The organism is Neisseria sp. CCUG17229 (assembly GCF_047839235.1).
GTDB lineage: Bacteria > Pseudomonadota > Gammaproteobacteria > Burkholderiales > Neisseriaceae > Neisseria > Neisseria brasiliensis.
This window is the reverse complement of sequence record NZ_CP181247.1, coordinates 450105-468016: the sequence shown is the minus strand read 5'-3', so window position 1 is coordinate 468016 and position 17912 is coordinate 450105. Positions and strand designations below refer to the sequence as shown.

The following is a 17912-nucleotide window of genomic DNA, read 5'->3' as shown; positions in this document are numbered from 1 at the left end:
ACATAAAGATTTGAACACAAAATGAGAAAAACCAAAATCGAGGCTTTAAAGACCAAAGAGCATTTAATGCTGGCCGCTTTGGAAACGTTTTACAAAAAAGGGGTTGCCCGCACTTCACTCAACGAAATCGCCCAAGCCGCCGGCGTGACCCGTGGTGCGCTCTATTGGCATTTTAAAAACAAAGAAGATTTGTTCGACGGCTTGTTCCAACGCATTTCAGACGACATTGAAAATTGTTTGGCGCAGGATTTGGAAAGCACCAATAAAGACAGCTGGCTCAATTTCCGTCTGACCTTGATGAAATTTTTCGAGCGCTTGGAAAACAACAACCTGCATAATAAGTTTTACAATATTCTGTTTCTCAAATGTGAACATACTGAGCAAAATGAAGCCATTATTTCGCTGGTGACCAAATACCAAACCCTATGGAATCACAAGCTCAACATGATTTTGGCTGAATGCATAGAGCAACACGCTTTAGATGAAAATCTGGATATCGAATTTGCTACTATATTCGTCAAATGCAGCATCGATGGCCTGATTCAGCAATGGCTGTCTGCCCCACACAATTTCGAGCTGCACCTTGTCGCCCCACGCATGATTGACATTCTTTTAGATAATTTGCAAAACCATCCTTCACTGCGCAAAAAAGCAGTTTGATTTTTCCTTTACGCCTCACAACAAAACTCCGTTAAAACACACAACATCAAAGGCCGTCTGAACGTTTCAGACGGCCTCTTTTTAGCTTCCAATACATATTCAGAAGAATGCATTACAAAACTTGATAAATAAATGGCTTAATCAACCTACCACAGTGAGACGAAATCAGCACACCTCCGCCATTAGAATAAAAACACTAATTATTTCAAATATTACCATAACTATTCATATAGATAAAACACAAGATCATCTGAAAAATTTATTTCTCAGATGATCTTTATTTAAATACTATCTTAAAAAGATTCTAGGTAGCCACAATGATAATTCAGGTATGGCCACTATCAACATCATACACACCATCATTGCGAAAAGGAACGGAATTACTGCTTTGAACAATGGTGCCATTTTCAATTTTGCCACCGACATCGCAATAAAGAGCCCAGGACCGACAGGCGGTGTTGCCAATCCGACCAAAGTCGCCAGGCTGATCATCACACCGAAATGGATCGGGTCGATACCGAAACTTTTTACGGCCGGAAGCAAAATCGGCACGATAACAATCATCACGCTGATGCTCTCCAAAAACATGCCCAAGGCAATCACCAAAGCAAACACCAACAGCAGAAACACCATTTTCGAATCGGTCAACGAAACCATAAACTGCACGATTTGATCGGGAATGCCTTCAAAAGTCAACGCCCAACCAAACAATGATGCGGCGGCAATCAATCCGGTAATGGTCGCCGTATTGCGCGCGACTTCGGCAAACGCCGCCGGCAAATCGGCAAACCTCAACTGTCTGTAAACCAACATGCCGATAAGGAACGACAATACCGCCGCCACCGCACCTGCTTCGGTCGGCGTCATCACGCCGCTGATGATGAGCACGATGATGGATACCGGAATCATGCCGGGCAGAATACCTGCCAGCAAATCGGCTTTGACGTTTTTGTGCGCCATATGCTCGCCTTTGGGCAGGCCTTTCGTCCAACCGATAACCGTAATCACCAATGCAAACGCAGCAACAATCAACAAACCCGGCAAAATGCCCGCCAAAAAAAGTGCAGAGACCGGCTGATAAGCGATGACCCCGTAAATAATCATCAACATGGAAGGCGGAATAATCGGTCCCAACAAACCGCCCGCAATGGTTACCGCACCGGCAAAATGCTTGTCGTAACCTTTTTCGGTCATGGTCGGAATCATCAGCTGGCTCATCACCGAAATTTGCGCGGTTGCCGAGCCCAAAATAGAAGCAGCCATGGCATTGGTCAACAGGTTGACGTAAGCCAAACCGCCACGAAAACCGCCGACGAACAAATCGGCACAGGCCAAGAGTTTTTTCGTTAATCCGCCTTTATTCATCAGCTCGCCCACCAACATAAATAGTGGAATCGCCAATAAACCGCTTTGGCTCAACGCACCGTCAAACTGGATGGTGACCGAATTCAATAAAAGCGTATTGTCGGTTTGATACATAAAAATCAAGGCAGCGGCAATCAGCGCGATAAAAATCGGCACACCGATAAACAGCGCAATCAGAAATCCGGATAAGGTCAGCATGACGTTTCCTCCGTGCGTAGGTGATTCGGATGCGTAAACAGCTTCGCCAACAAGTGAAAGCCCATCAGATGAAAGCTGGCCACAATCACTGCGTAGTTGTACCATTTACTGATGCCGGTGGTCGGTGAGAGATTAAGCCGGTTTTCCGGCTGCATCAGCCAGCCGACCGCGTGAAAGCACACGACCGCGATGACAACCAGACTGATGACATAAACCGCCTTCTCAACGTAAGCAAGCACTTTTGGCGATACCCATGCCGCCATCACATCTACACGAACCATTTTATTTTGATAAATAAGGTAACTTAGTCCGATACAGGTCACCATCATCAAAATCTGAACAGCCACTTCTTCTGCCCAAAAAATCGGGCTGGAAAAGAAATAACGCAGGATGACCTGTGCCACCAAAATCAAGGTCATGGCCGCTACCAAAACCACCAAAACGGCATGTTCGAATTTAGCCAATACATCATCGGCCTTCGTCAATAGATTCATGGCTTCCTCCCTTATTCTTGTTTGGCGAAACGGCGGTAAAACGCTGCCGTTGAAGGCTGCTGCGTCACATATTCTTGCGCCACTTTTTTACCAATTGCCCGTAGGGGGGCATAATCCGGCGTCACGACTTTCACACCGGCTTTTTCCAGTTCGGCGATATTATTTTTTTCCTGACGGGTCTGTTCGGCCAAACCCCACTGCTCCGCCTCGTTAAATGCCTCAACTACTTGACGACGCTGCTGTGGCGTGAGTTTATCCCACCAAGTCTTGGAAGCCACCACTACGCCGGGGAACGTCATGTGGTTGGTGAGTGTGAGATGCGGTGCCTGATGATACATTTTCATGCCGACCACAATATCCAAATCGGCATCAACGCCGTTAATCAGATTGGTGGTGAGCGAAGGCATCACATCGCTTACCGACAAGGCCGTCGGTGCAGCCTGCAATTGGCGCCACCAGCGGTTAAACAGCGGATTAGGAAAAGAACGGATTTTCTGGTTACGCAAATCACCGATACCGCCGACCGGAGCCGTTGTAATCAGGTGGCGCATCCCCGCCAAGGTATAGCCGAGGCCGATTAATTTGTGCTGCGCCAAATCATCCAGCAGACGGCGGGCTTCCGGCGAGTGGACAGCCGCTGCGGCTTCATCAATATTTTGGAAGGTATAAGGCAGGAACCATGCGTTCATTGAAGGTGAACGGTTGGACAAATTGCCTGCCGTCAACACGGCAAACTGAATCGCACCCGATTGGAGCAACTCAATCATTTGATCGTCACCGCCCAATTTTGAGAGCGGGTAAATTTTGGTTTGAAATGCGCCTTGACTGCCGTTTTTCAGGTTATCGGCAAAACGCAATGAAACTTTGTGCCAGATATGGCTGGGCGGTGTGACATGCCCCATGCGCAGTGTCTGTGCCGACACGGCGGCAGACAAACCCAAGGCAGCCAATGCCAGCCACCATTTCGGATGAATCCGTTTCATGCTTTTTCTCCTTTGATGTTGCGGCAGAGGCCGTCTGAAAAGGTAAGGTGTTTTTCAGACGGCCTCAAAACGATATTCCGCCCAACCGCTGCCTTGCTGCCTGAATTATGTTTTTTTGTGGCAGACAAGGTTGGCGTATACCGCCTAGCGGATGGTCAGTTTGATGTCGCCCACGCCCTCTACCGAACCTTCCAAGATGTCGCCGGCCTTAACCGCACCTACGCCTTCGGGTGTACCGGTATAAATCAAATCGCCGGGCTGTAAATGATAAAACTTGGACAAATGGGCAATAATCTCGCGCACATTCCAAATCAGCAGCGATAAAACCGACTGCTGCACGGTTTGGCCGTTGACCTGCAATTCGATTTTGCCATCGTTAAGCACACCACTCTCGGCCACAGGGACAATCGGCGACAACACTGCCGACTGTTCGAAGTTTTTGCCCAAATCCCAAGGGCGGCCGCTTTCACGTGCTTTGAGCTGCAAATCGCGGCGGGTCATGTCCAAACCGCAGGCATAGCCAAAAATCAAATCATCAGCAGCCTCTTCGTCCACATTAAAGCCTTCTTTGCCGATGGCTACGACAAATTCCATTTCATAATGGTAATTTCCCGTTTGCGGCGGATAATCGATAGTGTCACCACTGGGTACATAAGCCGAAGCATCTTTCAAAAAGTAAAATGGCTCTTGTGTGTTTTTATCGACGCTGACACCCATTTCCGCAGCGTGCGCCAGATAGTTGCGGCCAACGCAGAAAATACGGTTAATCGGAAATTTTTGTTCACTGCCTGCAATGTCAGCCAATACCGGCGCTTTTACCGGAAAAACAGTCGCTTCACTCATCACTTACTCCTTCAATAACAAAATCTATATAAATAACCAAAATTAAAAAATACGCAGGTAATCATGCAGCGGCGCTTCATCGGCTGTGATGAAAAATGCCGGTTCGCTACCCGTGTTACTCAAAGTCACTTCGCTGTAACCAGGTACACAGAAGGTATCTTTGTCCTGCCAATCCAGTTCAGCAGCGGTATCTACTTTCAGACGGCCTTCTCCTTCAATGACATGGAAAACACAAGGTGTCGTCCGTTTCGGCAAAGTGACGCTTGCACCTGCACGCAGCATAATCGCGCCGAACCCGATGCTCGGAAACAGGCTTCTACCGTTTTCAGGATTAACGTAGCTGACCTGCACTAAATCATCACGGCTGTGTGCGGCCATCTCTATCAAACAATGACGGGTTTTCTGCCACGGATAACGCAGCATCGGCACATCGTCTTGATTGCGGGTAAACTGCCCATTAGGCACAATCCCGCAGGCACTATATTCCGCAAACGATTTGTCGCGCGTCAGGGTTAAAGTTTGCGGTTCGCCTTCCATCGCCCAAGAGCCTTCCAGCTGATAAATCAGCGGCAAATCCAAAACATCCAGCCAAACAATCGGACCTTCGCCTTCATGATGGTGTTCGTGCCACATGCCCGACGGCGTCAGAATCAAATCACCACGCTCCATACGGCAAGGTTCGCCGTTGACCGTCGTATATGCACCCTCGCCCTCGACAATAATCCGCATGGCACTCGGCGTATGCCGGTGGTTAGGCGCGGTTTCACCCGGCAAAATCAATTGCAGCCCCAAGTAAATGCTCGGTGTCGCCTGCATGTTTTCCAAGCCGTGACCGGGATTGGCCAACACCAGCACGCGGCGTTCCGCTTTTTCAATCGGCGTCAATTCACCCGCCCGAAGCAGTAACGGGTGAACCTGCGCGTAAGGCCAAACCATCGTCTGTGTACGGCATGAAGGCTTCCCGTGCGGCAACACTGCCCGCATATTCGGCCACAATGGGACGAGGTTTTGCGTGGTTAAGTCGTCGCGGTAAGATTGCGGCAAATCATTCAAACTACCCAATTGGCTCATGATGTATTCCTTGTATGTCGGTAAGGCCGTCTGAAAACAGCCTGCTTATTCATCCAAACAATTTTGCACGTTCCAGCCGTACAGCCATTCCACCGCATCGTAAAAACGTTCTTGGCTGCGGCCTTTCCATAATTGGTTGCGTACCAGCCGCTCGGCACCGTAAGCATGATAAATCCGTCCCATCTCACGCGTAGACAACACAACCCTGGCGGTACGCGGAATGCGGATGGTTTCATAACGGCGGAAAGCGGCAGCCAAATCGCCGTCGGTTTGCTGTTCGATACATTTACCCAATACCACGGCATCTTCCAAAGCCATGCACGCGCCTTGCGCCAAATACTGCATCAGCGGATGGGCGGCATCACCCAGCAAAGTGGTGTTACCTTGCCCCCATTGCTCTGTCGGCTGACGGTCAGCCGTCGCCCAACGTTTCCAAGATTTAGGCAGGGAAAGCAGGCGGCGCGGACTATCGTCTATACCTTGAAAATAAGACAGCACTTCTTCTTTCGAACCTTCCCTAACACCCCATTGCTCTTGTTCACGGCTGTGGAAGGTCACCACCAGATTGTATTGGCGGCCGCCGCGCAAAGGATAATGCACCAAATGGCAGTTTGGCCCTGCCCACAATACCGGCCCGTTGATGCGCAAGTCTTCGGGCATCTCCTCCTCTTCCACAACGGCACGGTACACCACATGTCCCGATACCCTTGCAGGATCACCCAACAGATATTCGCGAACCACGGATTTCACACCGTCCGCGCCTATCAATGCATCAGCCTGATAAACATTGCCTTGCTCGTCTTCTACTGCGACACCGTTTTCAGACGGCATCACTTTGCTGATTTTGGTTGATGTCTTAAACGTAATCAGCGGATGACTTTCCACCGCTTCCAAAATCGACAGGTGAATATCGGCACGGTGAATCACACCGTAACGGCTGCCGAAACGGCGGCTGAATGCTTCACCCGTTTCCATCACCGCCACCGTACGCGCATTCACAGCGTCCATCATGGTCAACTTGTCCACAAATACCGAGCGTTCGCGCGCCTTGTCACCCACACCCAGCGCATCCAATGCCGCATAGGCATTCGGCCCCAATTGAATGCCGGCACCGATTTCGCCGATATGTGAAGCCTGTTCCAACAACAACACTTCAATATCTTGTCGGACCAAGGCCAAGGCTGCTGCCAAGCCGCCGATACCGCCGCCTACTACAATTATTTTTTTCCGTTCAGCCATCTCAAATGCTCCTTATATCTTGATTATTATTTATTTTTAAACGACCTATTTCATAAAATCCGGCTGCTTGTCCGGTTGTGCTTCAATAAAAGCCGGCTGCCCGATACAATAACGATAAATCCTCATCAATCGCGGATATTTGTTTAACTCACAACCAAAGCGTTCGGCATTGGCGATTTGCGGAATTAAACACACATCCGCCCATGTCGGCTGGTTGCCGAAGCAATAATCCGTTTCCGGCCTTGCAGCCAACACCTTTTCTGCCGCCAACAAACCTTCGTCCACCCAATGTGTATACCAAGCTTTCTTTTCCTGCTCGTCAATCTCAAGGGTTTCGGACAAATATTTCAAAACACGCAGATTGTTCACCGGATGAATATCACAGGCAATGCCGTAGCAAAACGCCAAAATCTGCGCCTTCAATTTCACGTCGTCCGGTAGAAGCGGCGTTTGCGGGAAACGATCCTCCAAATACTGCAAAACCGCCATCGACTGACTCAACGTAAAACCGTCTTCATCAACCAATACCGGCACGCCCTTAGAGGGATTCAGCTGTTGATGTTTTTCGGAAGACTGTTCACCGATGCGGATATTGACCCCTTCATAACGGTAAGGAATACCTTTCAAGGCCAGCGCAATCCGTACACGGTAAGAAGTCGAACTGTTAAAAAAACCATATAAAGTCATCATAAAACGGCCTCTCTTGCCAAATAGGTGGCTGTTGTCTTAAAAGCTATTATTCACACAATCGTTATATCTGTATAATGATTAAAACGGATACATCGATAACATTTTTGATATATGAAATGGACTAAAAGACTCAAACTCAAACAGCTGGCTTTACTAATTCACTTAGCAGAATCCGGCAATTTGAGCGAAACCGCCCGCAAAAACCACATGACCCAGCCCGCCTTGTCGCGCTGGTTGAAAGAATTGGAAGAAGATGTCGGCTATGAACTGTTTGAAAGACACCCCCGCGGCCTCACACCTACCGAAGCCGGCAACATCCTGATTGCCCGCGGCAAACGCATTTTGATTGAGGCAGAACGCACCCAGCAGGATTTGAACGACATATCCAGCGGCAAAAGCCGCACGCTCATCATCGGCATGTCACCAGCCGCTGCACCTCATTTTGTACCCAAAGCAGCCATGCATTTTCTCAATGAAAACCCTAATGTCCGCTTGGAAATACAAGAAAACACCATGAACCGCCTGATTGCCGACCTCAAACAAGGCGAAATAGATTTGGTCGTGGGCAGGCTTGACAACTATATCCCCGATGGCGAAATGCAAAGCGAGCTGCTTTATCACGACCCCATCCGCATCGTGAGCCGCATCGACCACCCGCTAACCCACAAGCCTAAATTGGAATGGACGGATTTGGAGGGTTACGAATGGATTGTATGGCCGTCAGGAACACCCATCCGCAGCCGCCTTGACAACGCCCTGACCGCAGCAGGTAAACAACCACCGGTCTATCGTGTTCGCTCTACCTCACAAGTTGCCAATCTATGGCTACTACAATATACCGACATGCTCTCTGTGGCCTCGAAAGGTGTGGCTGAACATTTCTTCCAACGCAGCCTACTGACCGAACTGCCGATTGATTTGGACATTCCTGAAGGTGCCGTCGGTATGGTTTGGCGCGAACAAGCCGAACCGGATTTACTATTGAATAATCTGATTACCTGTTGCCGGAATGCTGTCGAACGTTAATTCCATTAATGCAAAAGGCCGTCTGAAAACTATTTTTTCAGACGGCCTCTTTATCACTCAATAAAATCAACGCGTTACCGGCTTATACTTAATCCGTTTCGGTTTCGCGCCTTCTTCGCCTAAGCGGCGTTTTTTGTCGGCTTCGTATTCTTGGTAGTTGCCGTCGAAGAACACCCATTTACTGTCGCCTTCGGCGGCGAGAATGTGGGTGGCGATGCGGTCGAGGAACCAGCGGTCGTGCGAGATCACCATCACGCTGCCGGCGAATTCGAGCAAGGCATCTTCGAGGGCGCGCAGGGTTTCGACGTCGAGGTCGTTTGACGGTTCGTCAAGCAGTAAGACGTTGCCGCCGCTCAGCAGGGTTTTGGCCAAGTGCAGGCGGCCGCGTTCGCCGCCGGAGAGGTTGCCGGCGATTTTGCTTTGGTCGCTGCCTTTGAAATTGAAACGGCCGAGGTAGGCGCGTGCGGGGATTTCAAATTGGCCGACTTGCAAGATGTCGCGGCCTTCGGCGATGTTGTCGAACACGGTTTTGTCGTTTTGCAGGCCTTCGCGGCTTTGGTCGATGAGCGACATTTTGACGGTTTGGCCGATTTTCACTTCGCCGGAATCGGGCTGTTCTTTACCGGAAATCAGTTTGAACAGGGTCGATTTACCCGCGCCGTTGGGGCCGATGATGCCGACAATCGCACCGGCCGGCACTTTAAAGCTCAAGTCGTCAATCAATACTTTGTCGCCAAATGATTTGCTCACGTTGGTGAACTCAATCACTTCGTTACCCAAACGCTCGGCCACAGGGATAAAGATTTCCTGTGTTTCATTGCGTTTTTGGTATTCGTAATTGCTCATTTCTTCAAAACGCGCCAAACGGGCTTTGGATTTGGCTTGGCGGCCTTTGGCGTTTTGGCGCACCCATTCCAATTCTTGTTTCATGGCTTTGATGCGGGCGGCTTCGGATTTGGCTTCGTTGGCCAAGCGTTGCTCTTTTTGCTCCAGCCATGAAGAGTAGTTGCCTTTCCACGGAATGCCGTGACCGCGGTCGAGTTCCAAAATCCATTCGGCGGCGTTATCCAAGAAATAGCGGTCGTGGGTCACGGCAACCACGGTGCCTGGGAAGCGCACTAAGAATTGCTCCAGCCATTCAACTGATTCGGCATCCAAGTGGTTGGTCGGCTCGTCCAACAGCAGCATATCGGGCTTGCTCAGCAACAGTTTGCACAAGGCCACGCGGCGTTTTTCACCGCCTGATAATACGCCGATTTTGGTGTCCCAATCGGGCAGACGCAACGCATCGGCGGCAATTTCCAATTCGTGTTCGGCGCCGCCACCGGTTGACGAACCGGCCGCAATAATCGCTTCCAGACGGCCTTGTTCTTCAGCCAACGCATCAAAATCGGCATCGGGATTGGCATATTCGGCATACACTTCTTCCAAGCGTTTTTGCGCGGCGGCCACTTCGCCCAAACCGCTTTCCACTTCTTCACGCACGGTTTTTTCCGGATCAAGCTCCGGCTCTTGCGGTAGATAGCCGATTTTGATGCCGCTCATCGGCACGGCTTCGCCTTCAAATTCTTTGTCCACGCCGGCCATAATGCGCAACACGGTCGATTTACCCGCGCCGTTCAAGCCCAACAGGCCGATTTTGGCACCCGGAAAAAACGACAATGAAATGTCTTTAATAATGGTTTTTTGCGGCGGCACGACCTTGCTCACGCGCAGCATGGAATAAACGTATTGGCTCATAAATATTCTCGCTTAATGGTTACTTTGTTCAGACGGCCTCAATCTAAAAGTCAGGCCGTCTGAAACAGAAATTTCAGACTTCCCGATTCTAACCGAAAATCGGCTTTTCGTAAGGTTTTAAACGCAATCAGGCCGTCTGAAAAGCTGTTTACTTTAAAACGACAGCTTGATTTTTATGAATACTTTTCAAGCAAACCCCTGCTTTCATGCGGATTTTGAATAATGTTCAATTTATGTTATGGTAAGAAGCAGTTGAGAATTTATACCAAAATCAAAACCGATTATCGTGAAGGAGTTCATCATGCAAACGCTTACTGCTTACATCAACGGCGCCCATGCCACCCCGAATCCGAATGCCGATACTTTCGACAACATCAATCCGGCCAATGGCGAAATCCTTGCCCGCGTGCAGGAAAGTGATGACGCCGAAATCGAACGCGCGGTTCAGACGGCCATTGAAGGCCAGAAAGTTTGGGCGGCGATGACGGCGGTGGAGCGCAGCCGCATTTTGCTCAAAGCGGTAGAAATTTTGCGTGCGCGCAATGATGAACTTGCACGCATCGAAACGCTGGATACCGGCAAACCTTTGTCGGAGACGCTGTATGTCGATGTGGTGACCGGTGCCGATGTGATTGAATATTATGCCGGTCTGGCGCAGGCCATTGAAGGCCGCCAGATTCCGTTGCGCGAGAATGCGTTTGCCTATACGCGCCAAGAGCCGTTGGGTGTGGTCGGTGGCATCGGCGCGTGGAATTACCCGATTCAAATTGCGATGTGGAAAGCCGCGCCTGCTTTAGCGGCAGGCAATGCGATGGTGTTCAAACCAAGCGAAACCACGCCTACGGGCGCCATCAAGCTGGCGGAAATTTTCACCGAAGCGGGTTTGCCAGATGGTGTGTTTAACGTGGTACAAGGTGGCGGACGTGTCGGCGCGGCATTAAGCAGTCATCCGAATATCGCCAAGATTTCCTTCACCGGCGGCGTGCCGACCGGCAAAAAAGTGATGGCACAAGCCGCCGAAAGCAGCCTGAAAGACGTCACCATGGAATTGGGCGGCAAATCGCCGCTGATTATCTGCGACGATGCCGATTTGGACACCGCCGCCGACATTGCCATGATGGCGAATTTCTACAGTTCCGGCCAAGTCTGCACCAACGGCACGCGCGTGTTTGTGCCGAAAACCTTGAAAGCCGAGTTTGAACAAAAAATCATCGAGCGTGTGAAGCGAATCCGCATTGGCGACCCACTCGATGAAGCCACAAATTTCGGCCCTTTGGCCAGTTTCCCGCACATGGAAAAAGTGTTGGACTACATCGAACGCGGCAAACAAGAAGGCGCCACACTGCTCACCGGCGGCGGCCGTCTGAAAGATGAAGGTTTGGCCGATGGTGCTTACGTTGCGCCGACCGTGTTCACCGACTGCACCGACGATATGGCCATCTGCCGTGATGAGATTTTCGGGCCGGTAATGAGCATTTTGGTTTATGAAACCGAAGACGAAGCCATCGAGCGCGCCAACGACACCGATTACGGTTTGGCCGCCGGTGTGGTGTCCAACGACATCAAACGCGCCCACCGCTTAATCGGCCGCCTGCAAGCCGGCATCTGCTGGCTTAACGCATGGGGCGAATCGCCGGCGCAAATGCCGGTGGGCGGCTACAAACAATCGGGCATCGGCCGCGAAAACGGCGTACAAACCCTGATGCACTACACCCAAACCAAATCGGTTTTGGTGGATTTGGGTGAGTTTCAATCGGTGTTTTAAGGCCGTCTGAAAACCATTTTTCAATTTCTCAGGAAAACCACATGAGCCAACCAACCCAACAACGCCTTGACGAAATCCAAGCCCTCTACCGCGAATGGACACAACTTCTGCCCAAACTCGAAGCCGCACTCCAAGACTGGCAGCGCGGCGAGGCGATTATGCGCGAGCTGGCAACGTTTTACTTCGGCGGCGAATACCGCGCTTGCTTGGAAGCCGAAGAACAAGGCTGGCAGCCCGACTTAACCACGCAGGGCGAATACAGCGTATTGAGCGAAGATGCACTATGGGATGCCTACGGCGACCAGCAGACGCTGGCATGGCAATGGATGCGCGACTGCATTGAAACGCTGGATCGCGACCGCAACCACAGCGGCCACAGCAATCAAAGCGATTAAGCGTTTCAGACGGCCTCAAGTATATTTTCCGTCAAACCGATAACAAGAAAGGAATACAAGATGATTCATCCCAACCCGACTTTAAAATCCGCTTACGACTACATCATCATCGGCGCCGGCAGCGCAGGCGCGGTATTGGCGGCGCGTTTGACCGAAGACGAAAACGTTTCCGTGTTGCTCTTGGAAGCCGGTTTGCCCGATTTCCGCTTGGATTTCCGCACCCAAATGCCTGCTGCATTGGCGATGCCGCTGCAAGGTACGACCTACAATTGGGGCTACAAAACCGATCCCGAGCCTTACATGAACAACCGCGTGATGGACTGCGGTCGCGGCAAAGGCTTGGGCGGCTCATCGTTGATTAACGGCATGTGCTACATCCGCGGCAACGCGCTTGATTTCGACCATTGGGCAAAAAAAGACGGCTTGGCCGACTGGTCTTACCTCGACTGCCTGCCCTATTTCAAAAAATCGGAACACCGCGATGCCGGTGAAAACGATTACCACGGCGGCAACGGCCCGATTCACGTTACCACCGCCAAAAAAGACGCCAATCCCTTATTCGAAGCCATGATTCAGGCAGGCGTGGACGCAGGCTATCCGCGCACCGATGATTTAAACGGCTACCAACAAGAAGGCTTCGGCCCGATGGACAGGTTTGTCAATCCCGAAGGCCGCCGCTCGTCCACTTCACGCGGTTATCTCGACATGGCCAAACACCGCGAACGTCTCACCATTCTCACTGGCGCACTGACCGATGTGGTGCTGTTTGACGGCAAACGCGCGCGCGGGGTTCGTTTCGAGCATCAAGGCCGTCTGAAAACCGTCGAAGCGCGACAAGAAGTGATTGTGTCCGCCGGTGCAATTGCCTCGCCGCAAATCCTGCAACGCAGCGGCATCGGCCCCGGCGCATGGCTGGCCGAAGCAGGGGTGAGCGAAATCTTGGATTTGCCGGGCGTGGGCAACAACCTTCAAGACCATCTCGAACTCTACATGCAATACGAATGCACCCAGCCCGTTTCCATCGCACCGGCAACCCATTGGTGGAACAAACCCGCCATCGGCGCGGAATGGCTGTTCAACGGCACCGGCTTGGGCGCGACCAACCACTTTGAAGGCGGCGGCTTTATCCGCAGCCACGAAAAATTCGAGTGGCCGAACATCCAATACCACTTCCTGCCGATTGCCGTGCGCTACGACGGCCGCAACGCCAGCAAATCGCACAGTTTCCAAGCCCACGTCGGCTCGATGCGCTCGCTCAGCCGCGGCCGCATCAAACTCAAATCACGCAATCCGGCCGAGCATCCGAGCATTTTGTTCAACTACATGAGCCACGAACAAGACTGGGAAGAATTCCGCGCCGCCATCCGCATCACGCGTGAAATCATGGATCAGCCCGCGCTCGACCCTTACCGCGGCGCCGTCATCACCCCGGGCTTAGACGTGCAAACCGATGCACAAATCGACGAATATGTGCGCAACCACGCCGAAACCGCCTATCACCCGTCCTGCACCTGTGCGATGGGCGAAGGCAATGATGCCGTGGTCGACAGCCAAGGCCGCGTGCACGGTGTAGAAGGCTTGCGCGTGGTCGATGCGTCCATCATGCCCGACATCATCACCGGCAATCTGAACGCCACCACAATCATGATCGGTGAAAAAATCGCCGATGCCATGCGTGGCCGTAAGCTGCCGAAATCGGAAGCAGACTATTATGTCGCCAACGGCGCGCCTGTGCGTGGCGAAGCCAAACGCGGCTAAGGATTTTCAGACGGCCTGATACTTAGAAAAGGCCGTCTGAAAACACAGTCTCATTTATCGTGACATAACAATAAGAAAGTCATCCCATGAATAAAGATTCCCGCCCCGAGCTTAAATACAAACCGGTCAAAATGACGCATTCGCGCCATTTGGGTATGTTCAATACTGATCAATATTTCCGCCAAAAAACTTCGGCCACGCCCGATACCCGCATTGATAAATTTACCTTTTTTGGCACGCTGCTGATTCTGTTTGCCGTGACCCTGCCTTTGGTGCTGTTCCCCGAGCAAGGCGCGGCATGGGTTGGCGCGACCAAACAATTTGTCACCAACAAACTCGGCGGCGCTTATTTGGCGTTTGGCGTGTTGTCGATTTTGTTTGTGGTGTATATCTGTTCGTCTGACATCGGCAACATCAAATTAGGCAAACCCGAAGACGACATCGAATTCAAAACCGGCTCATGGGCGGCGATGATGTTTTGCGGCGGTATCGGCGCAAGCATTATGTACTGGGGCATTTTGGAATGGGTTTACTACTATCAGGGCCCGCCTTTCGGTATTGAGCCAAAATCACCGGAAGCAGTGCGCTGGGCGGCAACCTACGGCATGTTCCACTGGGGGCCGGTGGCGTGGGCGATTTATTTGGTGCCCGCGGTGTCAATTGCCTATTTTGCCCATGTGCGCAATTCACCGATTTTGAAGGTCAGCCAAAGCCTGATGCCACTTTTCGGCGAGAAATTCGCCAAGAGCAACTGGGGCAAGCTGGTGGATATTTTCTTTGTGTTCGGCATGATTGGCGGCGGCGCAACCTCGCTCGGTTTGGCCTCACCGATGATTACCGAAGGCCTGCACGAACTTTTCAACACGCCGAAAGACATCACCATGCAATTGGTGGTGTTGCTGGTGACCACGCTGATTTTTGCCTACAGCGCCTATCAGGGTTTGCGCGGCGGCATTCAGTTTTTATCCAACATCAATTTCTATATGGCGGTGGCGTTTTTACTGTTTGTGTTGGTAACCGGACCGACGGTATTTATGCTCAATACTGGCTTGGAAAGTATCGGCCGCTCGCTCACCAATATGATTAAGATGATGACGTGGACGGAAGCATTCGGCGAATTCTCCGGCCACGGCTTCCAAAAAACAGGCTTTCCGCAAGATTGGACTGTGTTCTACTGGGCATGGTGGCTGGTGTTTGCGCCGACCATCGGTTTGTTTATCGCCAAAATTTCCAAAGGCCGCACCATCCGTCAGATGGCGGTCGGCTCGATTTTCTTCGGCTCGCTCGGCTGCTCGGTGTTTTTCATCATCTTAGGCAACTACGGCATGTATCTACAATTGACCGGCGCGCTCGATGTAGTGGCCGTATTGAACAATCAAGGCGCGACCGCCACTATTTTTGCCGTGTTAAACACCTTGCCGATGGCGAAATTGGTGATTGCCGTGTTTACCATGTTGGCGATTATTTTCACCGCCACCACGTTTGACAGCATTTCCTACATTCTTTCTTCGGTGGTGCAGCATGAAGTCAACGACGAACCACACCGCTGGAACCGCTTGTTCTGGGCGTTTACTTTATGCTTCATGCCGGCAGTGTTGATGTTTATCGGTGACTTGTCCACCCTTCAGACGGCCTCGATTTTTGCCGGTGCGCCTTTGCTGATCATCATGAGTTTAATCATGTTGGCGACCATCAAAGCGGCCAAATACGATTTGCACTACCAACCGGATTATTCACTCAGCACCATTCACATTGAAACTGTGCCGGATAATGCGCCGTGGGAAGACGGTGATACTTCGCAGGCACCGGAAGGCTCGGTATTGGCACAACAGGCGATTTACGAAGAAATGCGCCAGCAAAACAGTGACAACAACAAGAATCCTTAACCCAGCTTTCAGACGGCCTTTTGATGCGCATCAGGCCGTCTGAACAGCCTGCCTCTTGCCAATTGAATGTCTTTAGGTAAAGGCGTATATTAATTATTCAGAATAAAATAATTTAATACCATCCAACAATCTTGGAGAAAATCATGTCGAAACAATTTACTGTTTTGAATATTTCTGCTGTATTGATTGTAGCGATTACCGCCATCGGTTTGATGTTTCCCGCAGCTTTCGGCCACTACGCCGATGTGATTTACCAATACATCGCGGCGCATTTCGGCTGGGTATATATGCTGTCGGTGTTTGTGTTTGATGTGTTTTTAATCGGGCTGATTTTCACGCGCTACGGCAAATTGAAACTGGGGCGTTTCGATGAGAAACCTGAATTCAGCACCGCTTCGTGGATTGGTATGCTCTTTTCGGGCGGCTTGGGCGTGGGGATTGTGTTTTGGGGCGTGGCTGAACCGATGACGCATTTTGCCAGCCCGCCGCTGCCGGGTGTTGAGCCGGGTTCGATTGAGAGCGCGCGTATGGCGATGGGCTACACTTATTTTCACTGGGGCTTGTCGCAATGGTCGATTTTTGCCATTGCCGGCCTGATTATCGGCTTATTTCAATACCGTATCAAGAAAGACAGCTTGGTATCGACCTCGATGGAAACGCTGTTTGGCCATAATTACCCGACCTTTTGGCGCCGCACGGTCGATATTTTGGCAGTGATTGCCACTGTGATGGGTATTGCCACGTCCATCGGCATGGGCGTATTACAGATTAACGGCGGCCTGACCTATGTGTACGGCCTGCCGGGCAATCCGTGGACACATGCGGCGATTTTGGCAGTGATTACGGTGATTTTCGTGATTTCAGCCTCGTCGGGCTTGAGTCGCGGCGTGAAATGGCTGTCAAACATCAATATGGCGATTGCGCTCGGTTTGACGCTGTTTATCATGATTCTGGGACCGACTTCGGTGATGTTTAAATCACTTGTAACCGGTATCGGCGATTATTTGACACATTTTATCGATTACAGCCTGCGCCTTGACCCGTTCCGCAAAGAAAGCAACTGGGTGGAAAAATGGACGGTGTTTTACTGGGCATGGGTGATTTCGTGGAGCCCGTTTATCGGCGCGTTTATCGCCCGCATTTCGCGCGGCCGCACCATTCGTGAATTTGTGGTGGGTGTGTTGATTGTGCCGCCGCTGATTTCGTTTTTGTGGATTGCGGCATTCGGCGGCACGGCGATTTATCAGGATTTATATGCCAATGCGGGCTTAGCGCAGGTCGTGGCCAATGATTACACGCTGGCGATGTTTGCCTTTTTGGAACAATTCCCGCTGCACACATTTACTTCTACCGCCACACTGGTGTTGATTGCCACTTTCTTGATTACGTCTGCCGACTCGGCCACACATATTCTGGCCAGCATGAGCAGCGGCGGCGCACTTAATCCGACCTTGCGCCTGAAAATCGTCTGGGGCTTTTTGCTGTCGGGCATCATTATGGCGCTGCTGGTGGCGGGCGGTTTGAAGAGCCTGCAAGCAGGTTCGATTGTGGCAGGTTTGCCCTTCACGATTATTCTGATTTTGATGTTGTTCGCGATTATCAAGGTGCTCCGCATCGAAGCGCATTTGGTGTTGCCGGACACATTGCCGATTAAGCGTCCTGCCGAAGAAGCGGAACGCTATCACCGCGGTGAAGAAGAAGTGCCAACCCACCGTCCGAGTGAAGAATTTCCCGATTAAGTTTCACCTTCAGGCCGTCTGAAACCTGAATGCTTTTCAGACGGCCTTATCCCCCGACAA

At 51.2% G+C, this 17912-nt stretch carries 15 protein-coding genes; 7 read left to right on the top strand and 8 right to left on the bottom strand.

Features of this window, described 5'->3' with window-relative positions:
* Positions 1 to 21: 21 nt before the first annotated feature.
* Positions 22 to 660, top strand: coding sequence for a TetR family transcriptional regulator (locus ACM67B_RS02285; protein ID WP_416189980.1), 639 nt, complete (start codon positions 22 to 24; stop codon positions 658 to 660).
* A gap of 288 nt (positions 661 to 948) precedes the next feature.
* Here ACM67B_RS02285 and ACM67B_RS02280 read toward each other — a convergent pair whose 3' ends face one another.
* The 7 genes from ACM67B_RS02280 to maiA all read right to left on the bottom strand — a co-directional run bounded on the left by ACM67B_RS02280 (position 949) and on the right by maiA (position 7543).
* Positions 949 to 2223, bottom strand: a complete 1275-nt coding sequence (locus ACM67B_RS02280; RefSeq protein WP_416189979.1) for a TRAP transporter large permease — start codon at positions 2221 to 2223, stop codon at positions 949 to 951.
* A complete protein-coding gene (locus ACM67B_RS02275; protein ID WP_416189978.1) occupies positions 2217 to 2717 on the bottom strand; it encodes a TRAP transporter small permease in 501 nt (166 codons plus the stop codon). The genes ACM67B_RS02280 and ACM67B_RS02275 overlap by 7 nt, the downstream gene beginning before the upstream one ends.
* An 11-nt stretch (positions 2718 to 2728) precedes the next feature.
* Positions 2729 to 3700: a TRAP transporter substrate-binding protein gene (locus tag ACM67B_RS02270; protein WP_416189977.1), complete on the bottom strand. Its 972-nt coding sequence runs from the start codon at positions 3698 to 3700 to the stop codon at positions 2729 to 2731.
* A gap of 144 nt (positions 3701 to 3844) precedes the next feature.
* On the bottom strand, positions 3845 to 4543 hold the full coding sequence (locus ACM67B_RS02265; protein ID WP_416189976.1) for a fumarylacetoacetate hydrolase family protein: 699 nt from the start codon (positions 4541 to 4543) through the stop codon (positions 3845 to 3847).
* 42 nt (positions 4544 to 4585) lie between these two features.
* Positions 4586 to 5614: a cupin domain-containing protein gene (locus tag ACM67B_RS02260; RefSeq protein ID WP_416189975.1), complete on the bottom strand. Its 1029-nt coding sequence runs from the start codon at positions 5612 to 5614 to the stop codon at positions 4586 to 4588.
* Between the two features lie 45 nt (positions 5615 to 5659).
* Entirely contained in the window at positions 5660 to 6853 is a 1194-nt protein-coding gene (locus ACM67B_RS02255; RefSeq protein ID WP_416189974.1) for a 3-hydroxybenzoate 6-monooxygenase, read from the bottom strand.
* A gap of 45 nt (positions 6854 to 6898) precedes the next feature.
* Positions 6899 to 7543: a maleylacetoacetate isomerase gene (gene maiA, locus ACM67B_RS02250; RefSeq protein WP_416189973.1), complete on the bottom strand. Its 645-nt coding sequence runs from the start codon at positions 7541 to 7543 to the stop codon at positions 6899 to 6901.
* 180 nt (positions 7544 to 7723) lie between these two features.
* Here maiA and ACM67B_RS02245 point away from each other — a divergent pair, with 180 nt between their 5' ends.
* Positions 7724 to 8569: a LysR family transcriptional regulator gene (locus ACM67B_RS02245; RefSeq protein WP_416189972.1), complete on the top strand. Its 846-nt coding sequence runs from the start codon at positions 7724 to 7726 to the stop codon at positions 8567 to 8569.
* A gap of 66 nt (positions 8570 to 8635) precedes the next feature.
* On the opposite strand, the gene ettA is transcribed toward ACM67B_RS02245, so the two are convergent.
* A complete protein-coding gene (gene ettA / locus ACM67B_RS02240; protein ID WP_095501877.1) occupies positions 8636 to 10309 on the bottom strand; it encodes an energy-dependent translational throttle protein EttA in 1674 nt (557 codons plus the stop codon).
* 301 nt (positions 10310 to 10610) lie between these two features.
* Here ettA and betB point away from each other — a divergent pair, with 301 nt between their 5' ends.
* The 5 genes from betB (at position 10611) to ACM67B_RS02215 (ending at position 17852) form a co-directional block, all read left to right on the top strand.
* Positions 10611 to 12074, top strand: a complete 1464-nt coding sequence (betB, locus tag ACM67B_RS02235; RefSeq protein ID WP_416189971.1) for a betaine-aldehyde dehydrogenase — start codon at positions 10611 to 10613, stop codon at positions 12072 to 12074.
* 41 nt (positions 12075 to 12115) lie between these two features.
* A complete protein-coding gene (locus ACM67B_RS02230) occupies positions 12116 to 12469 on the top strand; it encodes a DUF4298 domain-containing protein (protein WP_416189970.1) in 354 nt (117 codons plus the stop codon).
* A gap of 60 nt (positions 12470 to 12529) precedes the next feature.
* The gene (gene betA / locus ACM67B_RS02225; RefSeq protein ID WP_416189969.1) at positions 12530 to 14227 is read left to right on the top strand and encodes a choline dehydrogenase; all 1698 of its coding nucleotides are present in this window, start codon (positions 12530 to 12532) and stop codon (positions 14225 to 14227) included.
* Between the two features lie 86 nt (positions 14228 to 14313).
* Positions 14314 to 16113: a BCCT family transporter gene (locus tag ACM67B_RS02220; protein WP_416189968.1), complete on the top strand. Its 1800-nt coding sequence runs from the start codon at positions 14314 to 14316 to the stop codon at positions 16111 to 16113.
* 143 nt (positions 16114 to 16256) lie between these two features.
* A complete protein-coding gene (locus tag ACM67B_RS02215; protein ID WP_416189967.1) occupies positions 16257 to 17852 on the top strand; it encodes a BCCT family transporter in 1596 nt (531 codons plus the stop codon).
* Positions 17853 to 17912: the final 60 nt, after the last annotated feature.